This is a genomic window from Aeromonas veronii (genome assembly GCF_040215105.1).
In the GTDB taxonomy this organism is placed as follows: domain Bacteria; phylum Pseudomonadota; class Gammaproteobacteria; order Enterobacterales; family Aeromonadaceae; genus Aeromonas; species Aeromonas veronii_G.
In genome coordinates this window covers 65,001-84,214 of sequence record NZ_CP157875.1, presented here as the reverse complement: position 1 = coordinate 84,214, position 19,214 = coordinate 65,001, and the positions used below count along the sequence as shown (strand labels likewise).

Annotated in this window: 15 protein-coding genes, 1 tRNA gene and 2 rRNA genes; 3 read left to right on the top strand and 15 right to left on the bottom strand. The window is 61.3% G+C overall.

What is annotated here, in order from left to right; translation table 11 throughout:
- Positions 1-143: 143 nt before the first annotated feature.
- A complete protein-coding gene (prlC, locus tag ABNP46_RS00390) occupies positions 144-2,186 on the bottom strand; it encodes an oligopeptidase A (protein ID WP_349920510.1) in 2,043 nt (680 codons plus the stop codon).
- 143 nt (positions 2,187-2,329) lie between these two features.
- Entirely contained in the window at positions 2,330-3,784 is a 1,455-nt protein-coding gene (locus ABNP46_RS00385; protein WP_349920509.1) for a PLP-dependent aminotransferase family protein, read from the bottom strand.
- 133 nt (positions 3,785-3,917) lie between these two features.
- Here ABNP46_RS00385 and ABNP46_RS00380 point away from each other — a divergent pair, with 133 nt between their 5' ends.
- Together ABNP46_RS00380 and ABNP46_RS00375 are read left to right on the top strand one after the other, a co-directional pair.
- Positions 3,918-4,958: a TlpA family protein disulfide reductase gene (locus ABNP46_RS00380; protein WP_349920508.1), complete on the top strand. Its 1,041-nt coding sequence runs from the start codon at positions 3,918-3,920 to the stop codon at positions 4,956-4,958.
- Positions 4,959-5,024: 66 nt separating this feature from the next.
- A complete protein-coding gene (locus ABNP46_RS00375; protein ID WP_349920507.1) occupies positions 5,025-7,055 on the top strand; it encodes a protein-disulfide reductase DsbD family protein in 2,031 nt (676 codons plus the stop codon).
- Between the two features lie 52 nt (positions 7,056-7,107).
- On the opposite strand, the gene hemB is transcribed toward ABNP46_RS00375, so the two are convergent.
- The 10 genes from hemB to ABNP46_RS00325 all read right to left on the bottom strand — a co-directional run bounded on the left by hemB (position 7,108) and on the right by ABNP46_RS00325 (position 15,474).
- A complete protein-coding gene (gene hemB, locus ABNP46_RS00370) occupies positions 7,108-8,130 on the bottom strand; it encodes a porphobilinogen synthase (RefSeq protein WP_349920506.1) in 1,023 nt (340 codons plus the stop codon).
- Positions 8,131-8,133: 3 nt separating this feature from the next.
- Complete coding sequence (locus ABNP46_RS00365; protein ID WP_349920505.1) at positions 8,134-8,919, bottom strand: TatD family hydrolase; 786 nt, start codon at positions 8,917-8,919, stop codon at positions 8,134-8,136.
- 135 nt (positions 8,920-9,054) lie between these two features.
- Positions 9,055-9,810, bottom strand: a complete 756-nt coding sequence (gene tatC / locus ABNP46_RS00360; protein ID WP_349920504.1) for a twin-arginine translocase subunit TatC — start codon at positions 9,808-9,810, stop codon at positions 9,055-9,057.
- A complete protein-coding gene (gene tatB / locus ABNP46_RS00355; protein WP_349920503.1) occupies positions 9,807-10,271 on the bottom strand; it encodes a Sec-independent protein translocase protein TatB in 465 nt (154 codons plus the stop codon). Before tatB ends, tatC begins: the two co-directional genes overlap by 4 nt.
- 3 nt (positions 10,272-10,274) lie before the next feature.
- The gene (tatA, locus tag ABNP46_RS00350; protein WP_349920502.1) at positions 10,275-10,523 is read right to left on the bottom strand and encodes a Sec-independent protein translocase subunit TatA; all 249 of its coding nucleotides are present in this window, start codon (positions 10,521-10,523) and stop codon (positions 10,275-10,277) included.
- A gap of 54 nt (positions 10,524-10,577) precedes the next feature.
- Positions 10,578-12,218 carry a ubiquinone biosynthesis regulatory protein kinase UbiB gene (ubiB, locus tag ABNP46_RS00345; RefSeq protein WP_349920501.1) on the bottom strand — a complete coding sequence of 547 codons (1,641 nt, stop codon included), beginning with the start codon at positions 12,216-12,218 and terminating at the stop codon, positions 10,578-10,580.
- A complete protein-coding gene (locus tag ABNP46_RS00340) occupies positions 12,218-12,826 on the bottom strand; it encodes a ubiquinone biosynthesis accessory factor UbiJ (RefSeq protein ID WP_349920500.1) in 609 nt (202 codons plus the stop codon). The genes ubiB and ABNP46_RS00340 overlap by 1 nt, the downstream gene beginning before the upstream one ends.
- A gap of 8 nt (positions 12,827-12,834) precedes the next feature.
- Complete coding sequence (gene ubiE / locus ABNP46_RS00335) at positions 12,835-13,587, bottom strand: bifunctional demethylmenaquinone methyltransferase/2-methoxy-6-polyprenyl-1,4-benzoquinol methylase UbiE (RefSeq protein WP_349920499.1); 753 nt, start codon at positions 13,585-13,587, stop codon at positions 12,835-12,837.
- Between the two features lie 153 nt (positions 13,588-13,740).
- Positions 13,741-14,118 carry a fluoride efflux transporter CrcB gene (gene crcB / locus ABNP46_RS00330; RefSeq protein WP_349920498.1) on the bottom strand — a complete coding sequence of 126 codons (378 nt, stop codon included), beginning with the start codon at positions 14,116-14,118 and terminating at the stop codon, positions 13,741-13,743.
- A 90-nt stretch (positions 14,119-14,208) separates the two neighbouring features.
- Complete coding sequence (locus tag ABNP46_RS00325; RefSeq protein ID WP_349920497.1) at positions 14,209-15,474, bottom strand: cytosine deaminase; 1,266 nt, start codon at positions 15,472-15,474, stop codon at positions 14,209-14,211.
- 148 nt (positions 15,475-15,622) lie between these two features.
- Between ABNP46_RS00325 and ABNP46_RS00320 the strand changes: the two genes are divergently transcribed.
- The gene (locus tag ABNP46_RS00320) at positions 15,623-15,826 is read left to right on the top strand and encodes a hypothetical protein (protein WP_349920496.1); all 204 of its coding nucleotides are present in this window, start codon (positions 15,623-15,625) and stop codon (positions 15,824-15,826) included.
- Between the two features lie 41 nt (positions 15,827-15,867).
- On the opposite strand, the gene ABNP46_RS00315 is transcribed toward ABNP46_RS00320, so the two are convergent.
- The 3 genes from ABNP46_RS00315 to ABNP46_RS00305 form a co-directional block, all read right to left on the bottom strand.
- Positions 15,868-15,943, bottom strand: a tRNA-Thr gene (locus tag ABNP46_RS00315).
- Between the two features lie 47 nt (positions 15,944-15,990).
- Positions 15,991-16,105, bottom strand: a 5S ribosomal RNA gene (gene rrf, locus ABNP46_RS00310).
- A gap of 119 nt (positions 16,106-16,224) precedes the next feature.
- A 23S ribosomal RNA gene (locus ABNP46_RS00305) occupies positions 16,225-19,113 on the bottom strand.
- Positions 19,114-19,214: the final 101 nt, after the last annotated feature.

Sequence of the window (19,214 nt, the reverse complement as noted above, 5' to 3'; positions counted from 1 at the left end):
GCAAACATGCTATCGGCAAGATATTAAAAAGCCTTGAAAAAAGGGACCATGCGGTCCCTTTTTATCTTAAAAATCATGCCGGGATCCCACTCTGTCCAAACCAAGTACCTGCTTGAAGCTCATCTCGGCGCAGGGCTGATACATCAGGCGGCGATACCGCTGTGTCGCAGCAACGCATCCACCTGGGGCTCTCGGCCCCGGAAGGCGCGGAACAGCTCCATGGGTTCTTTCGACCCGCCCTTCTCCAGAATATTTTTCAGGAAGGCCTGGCCGGTGGCCGCGTTGAAGATCCCCTCTTCCTCGAAGCGGGAGAAGGCATCGGCGGAGAGCACTTCCGCCCACTTGTAGCTGTAGTAACCCGCCGCATAACCGCCGGCGAAGATGTGGGAGAAGCTGTGCTGGAAGCGGTTGAACGCCGGCGGCGTCATCACGGCGACCTGGCTGCGCACCTGATCCAGCAGGGTCGGCACCAGCTCGGGATTGGCCGGATCGAACTCCTGGTGCAGACGGAAGTCGAACAGGGCGAACTCCAGCTGGCGCAGCATCTGCATGGCCGCCTGGAAGTTACGGGCGGTCAGCATCTTCTCCAGCAGATCCGCGGGCAGCGGCTCGCCTGTTTCGTAATGACCGGAGATAAAGGCCAGCGCCTCGGACTCCCAGCACCAGTTCTCCAGGAACTGGCTCGGCAACTCCACCGCATCCCAGGCCACGCCGTTGATGCCAGCGACCCCGGCCACGTCGATCTGGGTCAGCATGTGGTGAATGCCGTGGCCAAACTCGTGGAACAGGGTCACCACTTCGTCGTGGGTGAACAGGGCGGGCTTGCCATCCACGGGGCCGTTGAAGTTGCAGGTCAGATAGGCCACCGGCTTTTGCAGGGAGCCATCCTGGCGATAGCGACGACCCAGGCAGACATCCATCCAGGCGCCGCCTCGCTTGTGCTCGCGGGCATAGAGATCGAGGTAGAAGCTGCCACGCAACTCGTCCTCTCCGTCAAAGATGTCGTAGAAGCGCACGTCCGGATGCCAGGTATCGATACCGAGGCGCTCGCGCACCTTGACCCCGAATACCCGGCGCACCACCTCGAACAGCCCTTTCACCACCTTGCCGGCGGGGAAGTAGGGGCGCAGTTGCTCGTCGGAGATGGAGAACTTGTGCTGCTTGAGCTTCTCCGCGTAGTAGGGGATGTCCCAGGCCGCCAGCTCGCTCTGACCGAAGTGCTCGGCAGCGAAGGTCCGGATCTCTTCCAGCTCGGCCTTGCCCTGGGGCAGGGACTTGGCGGCGAGGTCGGTGAGGAATCCCACCACCTGTTCAGTCTTGTCCGCCATCTTGGTGGCCAAGGAGAGCTCGGCATAGTTGCCAAAGCCGAGCAGCTGGGCCAGCTCCCGGCGCAGGGTGAGCAGTTCCGTCATGATGGCGGAGTTGTCCCACTTGCCGGCGTTGGGGCCCTGATCCGAGGCGCGGGTGGTGAAGGCCTCATACAGCTCGGCACGCAGGGTGCGGCTGTCGGCATACATCATCACCGGCAGGTAGGAGGGGATGTCCAGGGTGAACAGCCAGCCCTGCTGACCCTTGTGCTCCGCCAGCTGGCGAGCGGCGGCCAGGGCGCTGGCGGGCAGACCGGCCAGTTCGGCCTCATCGGTCACCAACTTGTTCCAACCCATGGTCGCGTCCAGCACGTTGTTGCTGAAACGGGAAGCCAGGTCGGAAAGACGGGCCTGGATCTCGCCATAGCGCTGCTGCGCCTCGGCAGGCAGACCGATACCGGACAAGCGGAAATCACGCAGGGTATTCTGGATCTCCTTGCGCTGGGCACCGCTCAGCAGGGGGAAGTCGTCGCTCTCGGCCAGCTCGCGATACGCCTGATAGAGCCCTTCATGCTGGCCGACATAGGTCTGGAACTCGGAGAGCAGCGGCAGGCAGGCATCATGGGCCTCCCGCAGAGCCTCGCTGTTCTGCACGGCGTTGAGGTGGCTCACCGGCGACCAGATGCGTCCCAGCCGGTCATTGACCTCTTCCAGGGGGGCGATCAGGCTGTCCCAGGTGTGGGGCTCGCGCCGGGCCAGTACGTCATCAATCTTCTGTTTGCAGTCGGCGATGGCCTGCATGACGGCAGGCTGCACCTGTTCAGGCTGGATCTGGCTGAAGGGAGGCAGCGAGTCCATGGTCAGCAAAGGGTTGTTCATCTGCGGTACCTCTAAAATGCTCTGCAGCCCCTGCCGTCCAGAAGCTTGCTTGGACCATCTAAGATGTAGGCAGAAACCCCATTTATCAAGCCTTTGCCGCCAGTAACAGGGCCAAGTACCCACTTTTCGCGACCCATAGCCTATTAAACCGTCCGATCTGGCATAGATGGCGGGGAAAGCGCCCCCTCCTGGCCTGCGCCAGGCTCGATCTGTCGCATCAGCTGGGTGCAGCACGCCTCCAGCCCCTCTTGCGGCAGATTGGTGATCCCCAGCAGCAGACCCGATCTCGCTCGCGCCGGGTCTGCGAACCAGACGGACAAGGGGGCTGGCGCCAGTCCGACAGCCTGGGCCCGGCGCACGATGGCGACATCATCGCAGCCCTGAGGCAGGTGAAGCAGCAGCGCCAGCCCCGCCATGGTGACCGTCTCGGCGGGCACCGGCAAGGCCTGTTGCAGCGCCGCCGCCCGCGCACGGTAGATACGCTTCATCCTGCGCAAGTGACGCAGATAGTGTCCCTTGCGCATGAACTCAGCGAGCGCCCACTGGCTGGCCACCGAGGCGGCGGGGGCGAGTGCGGCGGCCACGTCCCCCATCTTGCCGGCCAGGGCCGGCGGCACCACCATGAAGCCGAGACGCAGGCCTGGGCTGATGGTCTTGCTGAAGGTACCGACATAGATGACCCGGCCATGGCGATCCAGGGAGGCCAGGGCTGGCGCCGCCCGGCCGGTGAGTTGCAGCTCGCTCAGGTAATCATCCTCGATGATCCAGCCGCCGCGACTGGCGGCCCACTCCAGCAACCGGTGGCGGCGGGCGAGGGAAAGGGTCATGCCCAGCGGCGCCTGCTGGCCGGCGGTGACTATGGCCAGCGCGGCGTCCGCCGCACGGGCTATCCCCTCATCAACATCGAGCCCCTGCGCATCGACCGGGACAGGCACAGGCGTCACACCCGCTATGGCGAGCGCCATCCGCGACAATGGATAGCCAGGATCCTCAATCCAGGCCTCTTTCCCCTGCAAGCCGAGGCCGTGGACAAGCAGCCCGAGGGCACCGCTATACCCCGAGGTGATGAGGATCTGGGCCGGCGAGCAGCTGATCCCGCGAGCCACGGACAGATAGGCGGCGACCTCGGTGCGCAGCGTCAGTTCGCCACGGGGATCCGGATAGCTGACCGTGGCCATGGCGGCCTGACTGGCAGCCTGGGCCGCCACCCGGGACCAGAGCTTGCCGGGAAAACCGTCCTGCGCAGGTACGCCGACCTGGAATACCCGAGGGAGCTCGCCGAAGGGATGTTGATAGAGCTCGGGCAAGGGGTTGGATTGCCCCCCGAGATCGGGCGGCGAGTCCATCGGCAGGCACTGGGCGACGAAGGTGCCCGCCGCCCCCTGCGAGACGATCAGCTGCTCATCGTTCAACCGCTCATAGGCGGCACGGACTGTGCCCCGCGCGACCCCGAGCTGGATACTCAGATCCCGCCATGAGGGCAGCCTGGCCCCCGCGTAGAGCGAGCCCTGGCGGATCGACTGGCCGATGGCCGTGGCGATCTGGTCAGCCAGCGAGCTCCCGGCTTCGCGCCGCAGCGCTATGTGCAGCTCAGTCATGGGCACTGGCCAATGTCCGCGACGGTACAGTGAAAACAGACATTCATGGCCCTTATTAATGGACTGTCAAACTGACTAAAATGTGTCATTAAACCATCCTCGGTACATGTTCGAAAGTCGTAAGGAGTCCATCTTGCCCCTGCCCTCACTGACCAAACCCCTCGCCACCCTGTTGCTCCTGCTCGGCATCAGCCAGCCAGTCTGGGCGGACGACAACAGCTACGACGCCGAAGGCGAGCGACGCGCCAAGAGCGCAGGCAGCGCCTTGATCGGCCAACCAGCCCCGGCGGTCAAACTGACCACTTTGGATGGCAAACAGCTCGATCTGGCCGAACTCTACGGGAAAAAGCCGGTCTATCTGAAATTCTGGGCCACCTGGTGCGTGCCTTGTCGCCAGCAGATGCCGGGCTTTGAGGCCATAGAGCAGAAGTTTGGCGACCAGATCCAGGTGATCGCCGTCAACACCGGCTTTTCTGACGACGCCGACGCCATCCGTGCCTACCGCAAGGAGCTGGGCTTGACCATGCCCATCGCCATCGATGACGGCACCCTGGCAACCGCGCTGAACCTGAGGGTCACCCCCCAGCATGTGGTGATCGGGCGCGATGGCAAGATCATGCATGTGGGCCATCTGGAGGATCAGGCGCTGCACACAGCGCTGCAACAGGCTATCTCCGAAGAGCCACAGCCCATCGCCCGGGCCACCAGCGCCAGCACTGCCCCTACCTTCGCCGTGGGCGACAAGGTGAGCGGTCTCGGCATCACCACGCTGGACGGCCGCAAGCTGGACCTAGGCGCCGCGAACCAGCAGCCGCGCGCCATCGTCTTCTTCGCCCCCTGGTGCGAATCCTACCTGGCCGAGAGTCGCCCGCAGACCGCCAAGAACTGCCAGTTCGTGCGCGAAGAGGCCGAGAAGCTGATGGCGAGCGAAAAGGGCGTCGAGTGGCTGGGGGTCTCCTCCGGACTCTGGGTCTCGGTGGCCGATCTGCAGGATTACCGGAAGAGTTCGGGCAGCACTCTGCCGCTGGCACTGAACGAAGATGATTCCCTGTTCCGTGCCTTCGGGGTGCGCGACATCCCCAGCGTGGTGCTGCTGGATAGCCAGGGCCGTATCGCCCGCATCCTGAGCCCGCAGGATCGCGACCTGGCCGACGCAATCAAGGGCCTGAAGTAACCGTCAGCCGTCATGGACACCGGCCCCACTGGCTGGTGTCTTTTTTTCTCCCGCACGAAGAGACCCATGAAACTCGACACCCTGAAGCGGTTGCTGCTTTGGCTCTGCCTGAGCGCCCCCATGCTGGCCGCAGCCGATATGCCCGGCGCCGAGGAGGTGCTGATCGCCTCTTCCCTGCATGCCGCCAGCCCCACCCCCGCCGCCAACGGCACCACCACCCTGGCGATCAGGATGACCCCCCAAGGAGAATGGCACGGCTACTGGAAACAGCCGGGGGATGTCGGCCTGGCCCCCAGGCTGACCTGGCACCTGCCCGATGGCGTCAGCGTCGGCGAGGTGGCCTATCCGCTCCCCCAGACCCTGCTGATCGACGGCATCATGAACCATGTCTACGACCAACCCTACGCGCTGCTGGCGGAGCTCTCCATCGCCGAGGGGATGGCCCTGGGCACCCAACTGCCGATCCGCCTCGACATGCAGTATCTGGCCTGCCGTCACGACGCCTGCGTCCCGGAGCGCGCCAGCCTGCAGATCACGCTGCACGTCGGCCACGGTGAACCCGATGCCGCCCTCGCCACCGACTTTGCCAAGTGGCGGCAGGCGTTGCCCAGACCGCTCGGCTCCCCCGTCGGTTTCACCATCAATGAGCAGCGGCTGCGCCTCGAGGTGCCGCTCCCCGCCAGCATAGAGGTCGACGAGCCGCACCTCTTCAGCGCCACCAGACAGGCCATCGTCGATGCCGCCCCCCAGCGGTTTGAACGCCGGGGCGATCTGCTCATCGTCGAGACCCGGGCAGGAGCCAAGCCGACCGAGGCATTCGAGGCGACCCTGGCGCTCGGCAACGGCCTGGGGCTGGATCTGGACGCCCGGCTTGCCGCCGCTCCGGCCAAAGGTGGGAGCGGTGCAACCGCCCTGCTGCTGGCGCTGGCCGGGGCGATCGCCGGTGGCCTGCTGCTGAACCTGATGCCCTGCGTCTTCCCCATCCTCAGCCTCAAGGCGATGAGCCTGGCACGGGCAGGAACCAGCGCCCGTGCCGCGCGGCGCGAAGCGCTGGCCTACACCGCCGGGGTGATGGCGACCTGCATGCTGCTCGGTGGCGTGCTGCTGGTCATGCGGGCGGGCGGTGCCCAGCTCGGTTGGGCCTTCCAGCTGCAGGATCCGCGCATGATACTGCTGTTGCTGCTGCTGACCTGCGTCATCGCCTTCAACATGGTCGGCCTGTTTGAGCTGAGCACTCTCGACGCCGGAGCCGGACTGACCCGGCGCGACGGCGCTGCCGGGGCGTTCTGGACCGGCGCCCTCGCCGCCTTCGTCGCCACCCCCTGCACTGGCCCCTTCATGGCGGCGGCACTCGGCACCGCCCTGATCCTGCCGCCCCTTGCGGGCATGCTGGTGTTCGCCGGATTGGGGTTTGGCATAGCCCTACCCTTCCTGCTGCTGGGATATGTCCCGGCCCTGCAGCGCCGGATGCCGAAACCCGGGCTCTGGATGGCAACCCTTCGCCGCCTGCTCGCCGTCCCCATGTTCCTGACCATGCTGGCGCTGTCGTGGGTGCTCGGCCAACAGGTGTCCGCCAACGCGCTGACCGCCAGCCTGGGCTGTGCCATGCTGCTGACGTTCGGCCTCTGGCTGACCGGCCTGCGTCAGCAAGCGATGAAGCCGCAGGCCTGGCTGCCGGCCGTGTTGGCTGCCGTCCTCGTCATCCCCCTCGGCCTGAGCCAGATGAGCGAGCGCGCCACCCAGTCCCAACCCGCCAACCGGCTCGCCTTCGACCCAGCCAAGCTGGAAGCCCTGAGAGCGGGGGACAAGCCGGTGTTCCTCTACTTCACCGCCGACTGGTGCATGACCTGCAAGGTCAACGAGCAAGTCGCCATCGATCGCCGCGCCACGGAACAAGCCTTGGCCGAGGCGGGCGTCGAGGTGATGCGGGGGGACTGGACCCAGGGCGATCCCGGGATCACCGCCTTCCTGGCGCAGCACGGTCGCTCCGGTGTGCCGCTCTACCTCTGGTATGTGCCTGGCCAGCGCGAGCCCAGGGTCCTACCCCAGGTGCTCGGCCCGGACAGCCTGATCGATCAGGCTCGCGCCCTGCCCTGAAAAGCAAAATGCCAGTCGCATCGACTGGCATTTTTTCATTCGCTCAAACCGTTCAGCTCCGGCGAGCGTCTTCCTGCAGCCACTGGGCCACCCGCTTGGCGAAGTAGGTGAGGATGCCGTCGGCCCCTGCCCGCTTGAAGCAGACCAGGGATTCCAGGATGCACTCCTTCTCCTTCAACCAGCCGTTCTGGATGGCGGCCATGTGCATGGCGTATTCGCCGCTCACCTGATAGGCGAAGGTCGGCACCCCGAACTGGTCCTTGACCCGGCGGATCACGTCCAGATACGGCATGCCCGGCTTGACCATGACGCTGTCGGCCCCTTCCTGGATGTCCAGTGCCACCTCGTGCAGGGCCTCGTTGTCGTTGGCCGGATCCATCTGATAGGTGGCCTTGTTGCTCTTGCCGAGGTTGCCGGCGGAGCCCACCGCATCGCGGAACGGGCCGTAGTAGCAGGAGGCGTATTTGGCGGAGTAGGCCATGATCTGCACGTTGACGAAGCCGTTCTCCTCCAGTGCGGCGCGGATCGCGCCGATGCGGCCATCCATCATGTCGGACGGTGCCACTATGTCGGCGCCGGCTGCGGCATGGGAGAGCGCCTGCTTCACCAGGATCTCGGTGGTGATGTCGTTTTGCACATAGCCTTCGTCATCGATGATGCCGTCCTGGCCGTGGGTGGTGAAGGGATCCAGCGCCACGTCGGTGATGACCCCGAGTTCCGGGAAGCGCGCCTTGAGGGCACGGGTGGCGCGCTGGGCCAAGCCGTCGGGGCTGTAAGCCTCCTCCGCCATCAGGCTCTTGCTTTGAAGCGGCGTCACCGGGAACAGGGCGATGGCGGGTACGCCGAGAGCCACCAGTTCCGCGGCGTCCTCCAGCAGCAGGTCAATGGAGAGGCGATCCACTCCGGGCATGGAGGCGACGGCCTCGCGCTGGTTCACCCCTTCCAGCACGAACACCGGATAGATGAGGTCATCGACGGTCAGCGTATTTTCACGTACCAGACGACGGCTGAAGTCATTCTTGCGCACCCGGCGCAGGCGGCGGCCCGGGAAGGCGCCCGGAAGAGTAGTTGCCATGAGTCACTCCTGGAGTGGAAGTTGGAAGAACGCGGCTGAGGTGGCCCGGGTGTGGGCCAGCAAGGCCTCGGGCGTCTCACCACGACAGGCCGCCACCACCTTGGCGATGTGCGGCAGAAAAGCGGGTTCGTTGCGTTTGGGTCTGGGCTTCAGATCCCGTGGCACCAGATAGGGAGCGTCGGTCTCTATCATCAACCGGCCGGCCGGGATCCGCGCCACCTGTTCGCGCAGCAGCTGACCACGGCGCTCGTCGCACAGCCAGCCGGTCACGCCGATATGCAGTCCCAGTGCCAGACACTCGTCCAGTTCGGCATCGGCGCCAGTGAAGCAGTGCAGCACGGCGCCGGGCAGACGCGGCAACCAGGGCCGCAGGATCTCGATGAAACGCGCGTGAGCATCCCGGCAGTGCAGGAACACCGGCATGTTCAGCTCGGCAGCCAGCGCCAGCTGGGCGTCGAATACCGCATCCTGTACCGGCCGGGGCGAGAAGTCGCGGTTGTAATCGAGACCGCACTCGCCGATGGCCACCACCTGGGGTAGAGCAGCCAGCTCACGCAAGGCGGGCAGAGTCTGTGCATCGACACTCGACGCGTCGTGGGGATGCACCCCGGCGGTGGAGAAGCAGTAGCCCGGCCAGCGGGCGGCCAAGGCGGCACTCTCCCGGCTGCCCGCCAGGCAGGTGCCGGTGAGGATCAACCCCTCGACCCCGGCATCGCGGGCACGGTTCACCAGCTCGGCCTGTTCGCCGGCAAACTGGGGACTGGTGAGGTTGATTCCGATGTCGATCATGGGGTGAGCATTTCCAGATAAAGAGGCTGTATATCAGGCATTTGAAAACCATCTACAGGATGGGGCCTTACCATACGCTTGTGCGGGGGGCATGAAAAGAGGAAGGGAGCCTGGGCTCCCCTCATCCTTCCACAATCACGGCTCTTCACCCACCTGATCTGTCTCGGCGGGATCGTCCTTCTTCACGTAGAAACGGGCGAAGAAGAGGCCGAGCTCCCACAGCGCCCACATGGGGATCGCCAGCAGGGTCTGGGAGAAGACATCGGGGGGCGTCAGCAACATGCCCACCACGAAGACCCCGACGATGACGTAGGGGCGCTTCTCCTTGAGGCTCTTGGGCGTAGTCACTCCGGTCCAGCACAGCAGTATGGTGGCGATGGGGATCTCGAACGCCACCCCGAACGCGAAGAACAGGGTCAGCACGAAGTCCAGGTAGCTGGCGATGTCGGTCGCCACCGTAACCCCGGCGGGAGCCGTGCTGGTGAAAAAGCCAAACACCAGCGGAAACACCACGTAATAGGCGAACGCCATGCCGGCATAGAAGAGCACGGCACTGGAAGCGACCAACGGCAGGACCATGCGCCGCTCATGCTGGTACAACCCGGGTGCGATGAAGGCCCAGGCTTGATACAGCAGATAGGGAATGGCCACGAAGAAGGAGACCATCAGGGTCAGCTTGATGGGCGTGATGAAGGGGGTCGCCACGTCCGTCGCTATCATGCTGGTGCCTTCCGGCAGCTGGCTGAGCAGCGGCTGGGCCACGAAGTCATAGATGTTGTTGGAGAAGTAGATGAGCCCGACAAACACCAGCAAGATGGCCAGAATGGAGCGCATCAACCGGGTTCTCAACTCCACCAGGTGGCTGATCAGGGGTTGCTCGGCCTGACTCATGACTTCACCTCCTGGTTCTCTTTCACCAGAGGAGTGGGCACGGCGTCGAGCTGAGGAACTGCCTCTACCTCAGCTTCCGCCTCAGGCAGGGCCTGGGGCGCCGGAGCGATATTGGGCTCAGGCGCTGGCGTCACCGGAGGACGGATCTCGTTCTGTGACTCGGGTTGCGGCTGGTAGGGGCGATTCACCGACTGGGCCGCCGTCTTCAACTGCTCGATGGACTCCTGCAGCTCAGGGCTCAGGTTGCTCATCTTCAGGGTTTCGGCCTTTTTAAGGTCATTGTGCAGCTCTTGCAACTTGAGCTCCTGCTCCAGCTCGGACTTCACCGAGTTGGCCGTGCTGCGAATGAGCTTGATCCAGTGGGCTGCCGTACGGATGGCGCCGGGCAGCCGTTCCGGCCCCAGCACCACCAGGGCCACCACGGCGATGACGACCAGCTCCCAAAAACCGATGTCGAACATGGCTTAGGCCTGATCTTTGTCTTTCTGCTTGGTGGTGTCGGCGCTGTTGGCCGTTTCGTTCAGTTGCTTTGGCGGAAACTCCGCATCCTTCTGCTCGGGCTTGGCATCGGCCGGATCGTCGGACAGCGCCTTCTTGAAGCCCTTGACCGCCGCACCCAGATCACCGCCGATCCCGCGCAACTTCTTGGTGCCGAACAGCAGCACCACGATGACTGCGATGATCAACAACTGCCAGATACTGATACCACCCATGATATTTCTCCAAAATTGGCGCCAGTCGGCGCATTTGAGCGTTTAGCGGAAAGATTAGTGTGAGCGGGCCTTCAGCCAGCCGAGTACCCAGCATACACCGGCGCCGGCTAGCGTTATTTGTCCCCACTCAATGTGTTGTCTCTGGGTCAGCAAGAATACACCCGCAAGCAACAGGCTGGCTCCAACCCCTAAGAGGTAGCGCGCCTGCCCCTGGCGGCGGCTGTGCTTGCGAAAATCGGCGAACATCTGATCGAAATGGTGTTGCTGATGGCGCGCCTGACGCAGGGTCTCGTAGACCAGTTCAGGCAGTTCCGGCAGCTTCTCGGCCCAGAACGGCGCCTTTTCCTTGATGGCGTTCAGCACGGCCTTGGGGCCCACCTGCTGATGCATCCAGCTCTCCAGGTAGGGCTTGGCGGTCTGCCACAGATCCAGCTGGGGATAGAGTTGACGCCCCAGCCCTTCCACGTAGAGCAGGGTCTTCTGCAGCAGCACCAGCTGTGGTTGCACCTGCATGTTGAAGCGGCGGGCGGTGTTGAACAGGTTGAGCAGCACGTGGCCGAAAGAGATCTCGGACAGGGGCTTCTCGAAGATGGGCTCCAGCACGGTGCGGATGGCGAACTCGAACTCGTCCACCTTGGTATCGGCAGGCACCCAGCCGGACTCCACGTGCAGTTCCGCCACCCGGCGATAGTCCCGGTTGAAGAAGGCGAGGAAGTTCTCCGCCAGGTAGCGCTTGTCTTCCCGGTTCAACGTCCCGACGATTCCGCAGTCGATGCCGATCCAGAGGGGGTTCTCCGGGTGCTCATACGAGACGAAGATATTGCCCGGGTGCATGTCGGCGTGGAAGAAGCTGTCCCGGAACACCTGGGTGAAGAACACCTCCACCCCACGCTCCGCCAGCAGCTTCATGTTGGTGCCGTTGGCTTCCAGCGCCTCGATGTCAGAGACCGCAATGCCGTAGATGCGCTCCATCACCAGCACCTGCTCGCGGCAGTGTTCGGTGAACACCTCGGGCACGTAGAGGGCGTCGGATCCGGTGAAGTTGCGGCGCAGCTGGATGGCGTTGGCGGCTTCCCGCATCAGGTTCAGCTCGTCGAGTATGGTCTTGCGATACTCCTCCACCACCTCCACCGGGCGCAGTCGGGCGCTCTGGGGCACGAAGCGCGCGGCCAGTTTGGCCACCGCCTGCATCAGGCGAAGGTCCGCCTCGATGATGGGCTCGATGTCCGGGCGGATCACCTTGATGACGATCTCGCGGCCGTTCTCTTTCAATCTGGCGGTGTGCACCTGGGCGATAGAGGCGGACGCCAGCGGCGTCTCGTCGAAGTCATCGAACAGGGTCTCGATGGGGCAACCCAGGCTCGCCTCTATCTGACGGCGGGCGGCCTGGCCGCAGAAGGGAGGCACCCTGTCCTGCAACAGCGCCAGCTCCTCGGCGATATCCGGCGGCAACAGATCCCGCCGGGTCGACAGCATCTGGCCGAACTTGATGAAGATGGGGCCCAGCGCCTCGAAGGCGAGGCGGATGCGGGCACCGCGATTGAGGGTCGGCTGCTTGTTCTTGAGCCAGAACAGGCTGCGGCGCAGCAGGCGTCCCGGCCAGGGTTGATAGCGGGCGGGCACCAGCTCATCGATGCCCTGCTCCAGCAGAATGCTGACGATGCGATAGAGGCGTTTGAACTCTTTTGGAGTCATCAGCTCACCCGTTGTTCGAGACGGGCCAGTCGCAACTCGACCGCCTTCATGTGCTGGGCCAGCAACTCGACATCGTCGTTGAAACTGGCGACCTCCAGCGGACCCGGCGCGACTCTGGCCTCTTCGGTCAGGTACTCCGCCAGCTGACGCTGGCTGCGACACAGCTCACGTCCCACCAGACGACGCGCCTGACGGGCACCGCTGCACAGGGTATGGGCCAGTACGTCACCGGTGTAACGGGAGAGCTCCTCCTCCCAGTCGATATCCAGCTCCCCCAGCAAAGCGCTGAAGGCCTGTACCAGCTGGGGATCGCCGCTCAGATCGAGCCGCTCCTCGCGGATATAGCGGGTCAGGGAAGAGGGATCTTTGAGCAGACCCAGGGCCGTCAGGGAGAGGCTCAGCACCGCATCGGCCTCCCCTTCAAACTGGGCCAGCACATCGAGGCGACGCTCGGAGAACACGAACCAGAGTGGCTTGAGCTCACGCAGCTCCAGCTTGAGCACCTTGCCCGCCAGCTTGCGCAGCCGCTCAGGGCTCTGCTTGTCGAGGGCCAGCAACTGGTTGAGGCTGGTTTCGATCACCGCAGTGACCATGGCATCCATCGGCATAGGCAACCTTAAAACTTGTAACCACGGTGCAGGGCGACTACGCCCTGGGTCAGGTTGTAGAAGTCCACCTGATCGAAACCGGCGCTCTCCATCATCCCCTTCAGGGTCTGCTGATCCGGGTGCATGCGAATGGACTCCGCCAGGTACTTGTAGCTCTCGCTGTCGTTCGCCACGATCTCGCCCATCTTGGGCAACAGCTTGAAGGAGTAAAGGTCATAGAGCTTGGCGATCACCTCGCTCTCGGGCTTGGAGAACTCCAGCACCAGCAGGCGTCCACCCGGCTTGAGCACCCGGTACATGGAAGCCAGCGCCTTGTCCTTGTCGGTAACGTTGCGCAGGCCGAAGCCAATGGTGATGACATCGAAGTGATTGTCCGGGAAGGGCAGCGCCTCGGCGTTGGCCTGCACGTAGGAGACGTTGTTTGCCACCCCCAGATTGCGCAGCTTGTCGCGACCCACCTTCAGCATGGAGTCGTTGATGTCCGCCAACACGACCTGACCGGTTTCACCGACGATGCGGGAGAACTTGGCAGTCAGATCACCGGTACCACCGGCCAGATCCAGCACTTTCTGTCCTTTACGCACACCGGAGCAGTCGATCGTAAAGCGCTTCCAGAGGCGGTGGATGCCGAACGACATCAGATCGTTCATCAGATCATACTTGGCCGCCACCGAATGGAAGACGCCGGCAACCAGAGTTTCCTTCTCGGTCGTCGCCACGGTTTTATAGCCAAAATGCGTAGTATTCGTCTGTTCCGACATCCCTCAAACACCCATAGAGCAAAGAATGGCCGTCAGTTTACCAGAGCAGCCAGCGTCCGGACACCTCGGAACCTGTTTACTGCCCGCTCTGGGGGCGGCCGGTCGGATGATATGGAGTGAGCCTCATCTTCCGGCAAGGGGACAAGGCATGCCTCAACCCCGGCTTGCCACCAACTGCATACCCAGCATCACCATGGCCAGGCAGAGGAAGAGGTTGAGACCCATGTTGAGCAGCGCCTTGAGATAGGCGCCCTGCTGGGCCAGCAGCACGGTATCCAGCGCGAATGAGGAAAAAGTAGTCAACGCCCCCAGAATACCCACCATGAGCAGTGGTTTCATCGGGTGATCCGGCACATAGCCGTGGCTTATCAGGGCATAGGCCAATCCCATGATGAAGGAGCCGATGACGTTGACCGCCAGGGTGCCGTAGGGAAAATGGCGCCCCAGCAGCAATGCCATCAACTCGCCCATGCCAAAACGCAGACAGGCGCCGATCGCCCCGCCGGCGGCCACACATAACCAGGTTTGCATATCGATGGATTCCGTTGTGCCAAGCCAGTATTCGGGGATTATGCAAAAGCGCCGTCAGGGATGACAGGGCCAGGATCAATTCATCCAGGGTTAACGGCGAAAATCGACCGCCTCTTCCCTCGGCAGGTGCAGGGACGTCTGCGCGGGCCGGGTCTGGGCGATCACCCGTCCTCCCCGGACGGAGTAGCGCACCGGCACCTGCCGCCGCACCGCATCGAAGCCATTCTCCGCCGGCAGGATCACCAGGTTGGCGGGCTTGCCAACCTGGATGCCGTATCTGTCCTGCACGTTCAGGGTGCGGGCGCTGTGCTCGCCGATGAGCTTGAGGCTATCGTTGATCTGCTCGTAGCCCATGATCTGACAGACATGCAGTCCCATGTGCAGTACCTGCAGCATGTTGCCCGTCCCCATGGGGTACCAGGGGTCAAACACGTCGTCATGGCCGAAGCAGACATTGATGCCCGCCTCCAGCATCTCCTTCACCCGGGTGATCCCCCGGCGTTTGGGATAGGTATCGAACCGCCCCTGCAGATGGATATTCACCAGAGGGTTTGCCACGAAGTTGATCTCCGCCATGCGCAGCAGCCGGAACAATCGGGAGGCATAGGCGCCGTTGTAGGAGTGCATGGCGGTGGTGTGGCTGGCGGTGACCCGCTGACCCATGCCGCGCTCGTATGCGAGGGTGGCCAGGGTCTCGATGAAGCGGGACTGCTCGTCGTCGATCTCGTCGCAGTGCACATCGACCAGCACCCCGTATTGCTCCGCCAATACGAAGATGTGATGCAGGCTCTGCACCCCGTACTCCCGAGTAAACTCGAAGTGAGGAATGGCGCCGATCACATCGGCCCCCAGCCTGAGTGCCTCTTCCAGCAAGGCCTTGCCGTTGGGATAGGAGAGTATCCCCTCCTGCGGGAAGGCCACTATCTGCAGCTCGATCCACTCCTTCATCTCCTCGCGCACCTCCAGCATGGCCTTCAGCGCCACCAAGTGAGGATCCGAGACGTCCACATGGGTGCGCACGAACTGGATGCCGTTGGCCATCTGCCACTTGAGCGTCTGGATGGCACGACGCTTGACGTCCTCGTGAGTCAGCAGCGCCTTGCGCTCGGCCCAGCGTTCGATCCCCTCGAACAGAGTGCCCGACAGGTTCCAGTTCGGCTCGCCCGCCGTCTGGGTGGTATCCAGGTGAATGTGAGGTTCGATGAAGGGCGCGATGGCAAGACCGCCTTCCCCGTCCAGTTCGGCAACAGAGGGGAGAGGAGTCCCCATGGGCTCGATGGCCCGGATATGGCCACCTTCACAAAGGAGCTGCCAAAAACCCGTCTGCCCGGCCAGGCTCACATTCTTTATCAGCATGTTTTTATTCCCTATTTTAGGAAAATTCCGCCTTTTTCAGCCCATAACTTAGCTTGGATCAATTTACTAGAAAAGCGTTCACATTGAATACATATGAAATCGCCACCATTGATAAATATATAAACAACACAATAAAGAGGTGACGAGGATGAAACCTGGAATGACCGAAATAAGAAGTGCCGGCCTGTTTCACGAGTACTTGCAGACGCTGGGTATCGTCAAGCCCCCTTTGACATCGATCGAAAGGAGCTGGGAATACAAACGCGGTGAAAAGCTGGTCGCGGCCATCCAGATAGAGAAGTCGGGACAAGCCCGTTTCTACCTCGACGCCAGAAAGATATCGGTGAATTGAGAATGCAAAAAAGCCTCCCGACTGGGAGGCTTTCTTTTTAATGGTGCTGATACCCAGAATCGAACTGGGGACCTCATCCTTACCAAGGATGCGCTCTACCGACTGAGCCATATCAGCACACTAACCGGTAAAGACCACGCTCATCGCGCAATCTTGAAATGGGTGCCTGGCAGTGTCCTACTCTCGCATGGCGAATGCCACACTACCATCGGCGCTACCGCGTTTCACTTCTGAGTTCGGCATGGGATCAGGTGGTTCCACGGCGCTATGGCCGCCAGGCAAATTCTTAATCTAGAAAGCTGACGTGAATAACGATGTCGCTCTTGGCTCGTCGCTATCACTGAATTTGAGTAGTTCATGCACTTGCTACAAGGCCCAGAACACTTCTTGGGTGTTGTATGGTTAAGCCTCACGGGTAATTAGTATGGGTTAGCTCAACACGTCACCGCGCTTACACACCCCACCTATCAACGTTGTGGTCTCCAACGGCCCTTTAGGACCCTCAAGGGGTCAGGGATGACTCATCTCAGGGCTCGCTTCCCGCTTAGATGCTTTCAGCGGTTATCGATTCCGAACTTAGCTACCGGGCAGTGCCACTGGCGTGACAACCCGAACACCAGAGGTTCGTTCACTCCGGTCCTCTCGTACTAGGAGCAACTCCCTTCAATCATCCAACGCCCACGGCAGATAGGGACCGAACTGTCTCACGACGTTCTGAACCCAGCTCGCGTACCACTTTAAATGGCGAACAGCCATACCCTTGGGACCGACTTCAGCCCCAGGATGTGATGAGCCGACATCGAGGTGCCAAACACCGCCGTCGATATGAACTCTTGGGCGGTATCAGCCTGTTATCCCCGGAGTACCTTTTATCCGTTGAGCGATGGCCCTTCCATTCAGAACCACCGGATCACTATGACCTACTTTCGTACCTGCTCGACCTGTCCGTCTCGCAGTTAAGCTGGCTTATGCCATTGCACTAACCTCCTGATGTCCGACCAGGATTAGCCAACCTTCGTGCTCCTCCGTTACTCTTTGGGAGGAGACCGCCCCAGTCAAACTACCCACCAGGCACTGTCCGCGAGCCCGATTCAGGGCCCTGCGTTAGAACATCAAACATACAAGGGTGGTATTTCAAGGACGGCTCCACGACAACTGGCGTCATCGCTTCAAAGCCTCCCACCTATCCTACACATGTAGGTTCAATGTTCAGTGCCAAGCTGTAGTAAAGGTTCACGGGGTCTTTCCGTCTAGCCGCGGGTACACCGCATCTTCACGGCGAATTCGATTTCACTGAGTCTCGGGTGGAGACAGCATGGCCATGGTTACACCATTCGTGCAGGTCGGAACTTACCCGACAAGGAATTTCGCTACCTTAGGACCGTTATAGTTACGGCCGCCGTTTACCGGGGCTTCGATCAAGAGCTTCGCTTGCGCTAACCCCATCAATTAACCTTCCGGCACCGGGCAGGTGTCACACCCTATACGTCCACTTTCGTGTTTGCAGAGTGCTGTGTTTTTGATAAACAGTCCCAGCCATCTGGTCACTGCGACTCCCGACAGCTCCATCCGCAAGGGACTTCACCATCAAGAGCGAACCTTCTCCCGAAGTTACGGTTCTATTTTGCCTAGTTCCTTCACCCGAGTTCTCTCAAGCGCCTTGGTATTCTCTACCCGACCACCTGTGTCGGTTTGGGGTACGATGACTTGTAATCTGAAGCTTAGAGGCTTTTCCTGGAAGCAGGGCATCAATGGCTTCCGCACCGTAGTGCGTTCGTCTCGTGTCTCAGTGTTGTGTCTCCGGATTTGCCTAGAAACACCACCTACGCACTTTCACCAGGACAACCGTCGCCTGGCCCACCTAGCCTTCTCCGTCCCCCCATCGCAATTACAAGTCGTGCAGGAATATTAACCTGCTTCCCATCGATTACGCCTTTCGGCCTCACCTTAGGGGTCGACTCACCCTGCCCCGATTAACGTTGGACAGGAACCCTTGGTCTTCCGGCGAGGAGGCTTTTCACCCCCTTTATCGTTACTTACGTCAGCATTCGCACTTCTGATATCTCCAGCATACCTCTCGATACACCTTCGCAGACTTACAGAACGCTCCCCTACCACTCACGCTTAGCGTGAATCCGCGGCTTCGGTGCCTGGTTTGAGCCCCGTTACATCTTCCGCGCAGGCCGACTCGACTAGTGAGCTATTACGCTTTCTTTAAATGATGGCTGCTTCTAAGCCAACATCCTAGCTGTCTGAGCCTTCCCACATCGTTTCCCACTTAACCAGAACTTTGGGACCTTAGCCGGCGGTCTGGGTTGTTTCCCTCTTCACGACGGACGTTAGCACCCGCCGTGTGTCTCCCGGATATTACTTACTGGTATTCGGAGTTTGCATGGGGTTGGTAAGTCGGGATGACCCCCTAGCCCAAACAGTGCTCTACCCCCAGTAGTATTCGTCCGAGGCGCTACCTAAATAGCTTTCGGGGAGAACCAGCTATCTCCGAGTTTGATTGGCCTTTCACCCCCAGCCACAGGTCATCCCCTAACTTTGCAACGTTAGTGGGTTCGGTCCTCCAGTTGATGTTACTCAACCTTCAACCTGCCCATGGCTAGATCACCCGGTTTCGGGTCTACACCTTGCAACTAGACGCCCAGTTAAGACTCGGTTTCCCTACGGCTCCCCTATACGGTTAACCTCGCTACAAAATGTAAGTCGCTGACCCATTATACAAAAGGTACGCAGTCACCCCGAAGGGCTCCCACTGCTTGTACGTACACGGTTTCAGGTTCTATTTCACTCCCCTCACAGGGGTTCTTTTCGCCTTTCCCTCACGGTACTGGTTCACTATCGGTCAGTCAGGAGTATTTAGCCTTGGAGGATGGTCCCCCCATGTTCAGACAGGATGTCACGTGTCCCGCCCTACTCGATTTCACATCAAGGTTGTTTTCGTGTACGGGGCTATCACCCTGTATCGCCGGCCTTTCCAGGACCGTTCCACTAACTTCCAAGATGCTTAAGGGCTAATCCCCGTTCGCTCGCCGCTACTGAGGGAATCTCGGTTGATTTCTTTTCCTCGGGGTACTTAGATGTTTCAGTTCTCCCGGTTCGCCTCCGTTAGCTATGTATTCACTAACGGATACCCAGCTTATGCTGGGTGGGTTTCCCCATTCGGAAATCTGTGAGTAATAGCGTCTCTTACCGACTTCTCACAGCTTATCGCAGGTTAGTACGTCCTTCATCGCCTCTGACTGCCAAGGCATCCACCATGTACGCTTAGTCACTTAACCATACAACCCCAAGAAGTGTCGTCGAAACGACGCGACTTGTTGTTGTACAACAAGGACCAAATAAAATTTGGTTTTCGCCAAGAAGTTTCCAAAGCACTTGT

What these genes read in the sequence shown, in the direction of transcription:
- ABNP46_RS00340 (WP_349920500.1), bottom strand. Translation starts at nt 12,826, where the DNA reads ATGCCGATGGATGCCATGGTCACTGCGGTGATCGAAACCAGCCTCAAC.
- ABNP46_RS00365 (WP_349920505.1), bottom strand. Translation starts at nt 8,919, where the DNA reads ATGATCGACATCGGAATCAACCTCACCAGTCCCCAGTTTGCCGGCGAA.
- ABNP46_RS00385 (WP_349920509.1), bottom strand. Translation starts at nt 3,784, where the DNA reads ATGACTGAGCTGCACATAGCGCTGCGGCGCGAAGCCGGGAGCTCGCTG.
- ABNP46_RS00375 (WP_349920507.1), top strand. Translation starts at nt 5,025, where the DNA reads ATGAAACTCGACACCCTGAAGCGGTTGCTGCTTTGGCTCTGCCTGAGC.
- tatB (WP_349920503.1), bottom strand. Translation starts at nt 10,271, where the DNA reads ATGTTCGACATCGGTTTTTGGGAGCTGGTCGTCATCGCCGTGGTGGCC.
- tatC (WP_349920504.1), bottom strand. Translation starts at nt 9,810, where the DNA reads ATGAGTCAGGCCGAGCAACCCCTGATCAGCCACCTGGTGGAGTTGAGA.
- ubiE (WP_349920499.1), bottom strand. Translation starts at nt 13,587, where the DNA reads ATGTCGGAACAGACGAATACTACGCATTTTGGCTATAAAACCGTGGCG.
- ABNP46_RS00320 (WP_349920496.1), top strand. Translation starts at nt 15,623, where the DNA reads ATGAAACCTGGAATGACCGAAATAAGAAGTGCCGGCCTGTTTCACGAG.
- crcB (WP_349920498.1), bottom strand. Translation starts at nt 14,118, where the DNA reads ATGCAAACCTGGTTATGTGTGGCCGCCGGCGGGGCGATCGGCGCCTGT.
- prlC (WP_349920510.1), bottom strand. Translation starts at nt 2,186, where the DNA reads ATGAACAACCCTTTGCTGACCATGGACTCGCTGCCTCCCTTCAGCCAG.
- ubiB (WP_349920501.1), bottom strand. Translation starts at nt 12,218, where the DNA reads ATGACTCCAAAAGAGTTCAAACGCCTCTATCGCATCGTCAGCATTCTG.
- tatA (WP_349920502.1), bottom strand. Translation starts at nt 10,523, where the DNA reads ATGGGTGGTATCAGTATCTGGCAGTTGTTGATCATCGCAGTCATCGTG.
- ABNP46_RS00325 (WP_349920497.1), bottom strand. Translation starts at nt 15,474, where the DNA reads ATGCTGATAAAGAATGTGAGCCTGGCCGGGCAGACGGGTTTTTGGCAG.
- hemB (WP_349920506.1), bottom strand. Translation starts at nt 8,130, where the DNA reads ATGGCAACTACTCTTCCGGGCGCCTTCCCGGGCCGCCGCCTGCGCCGG.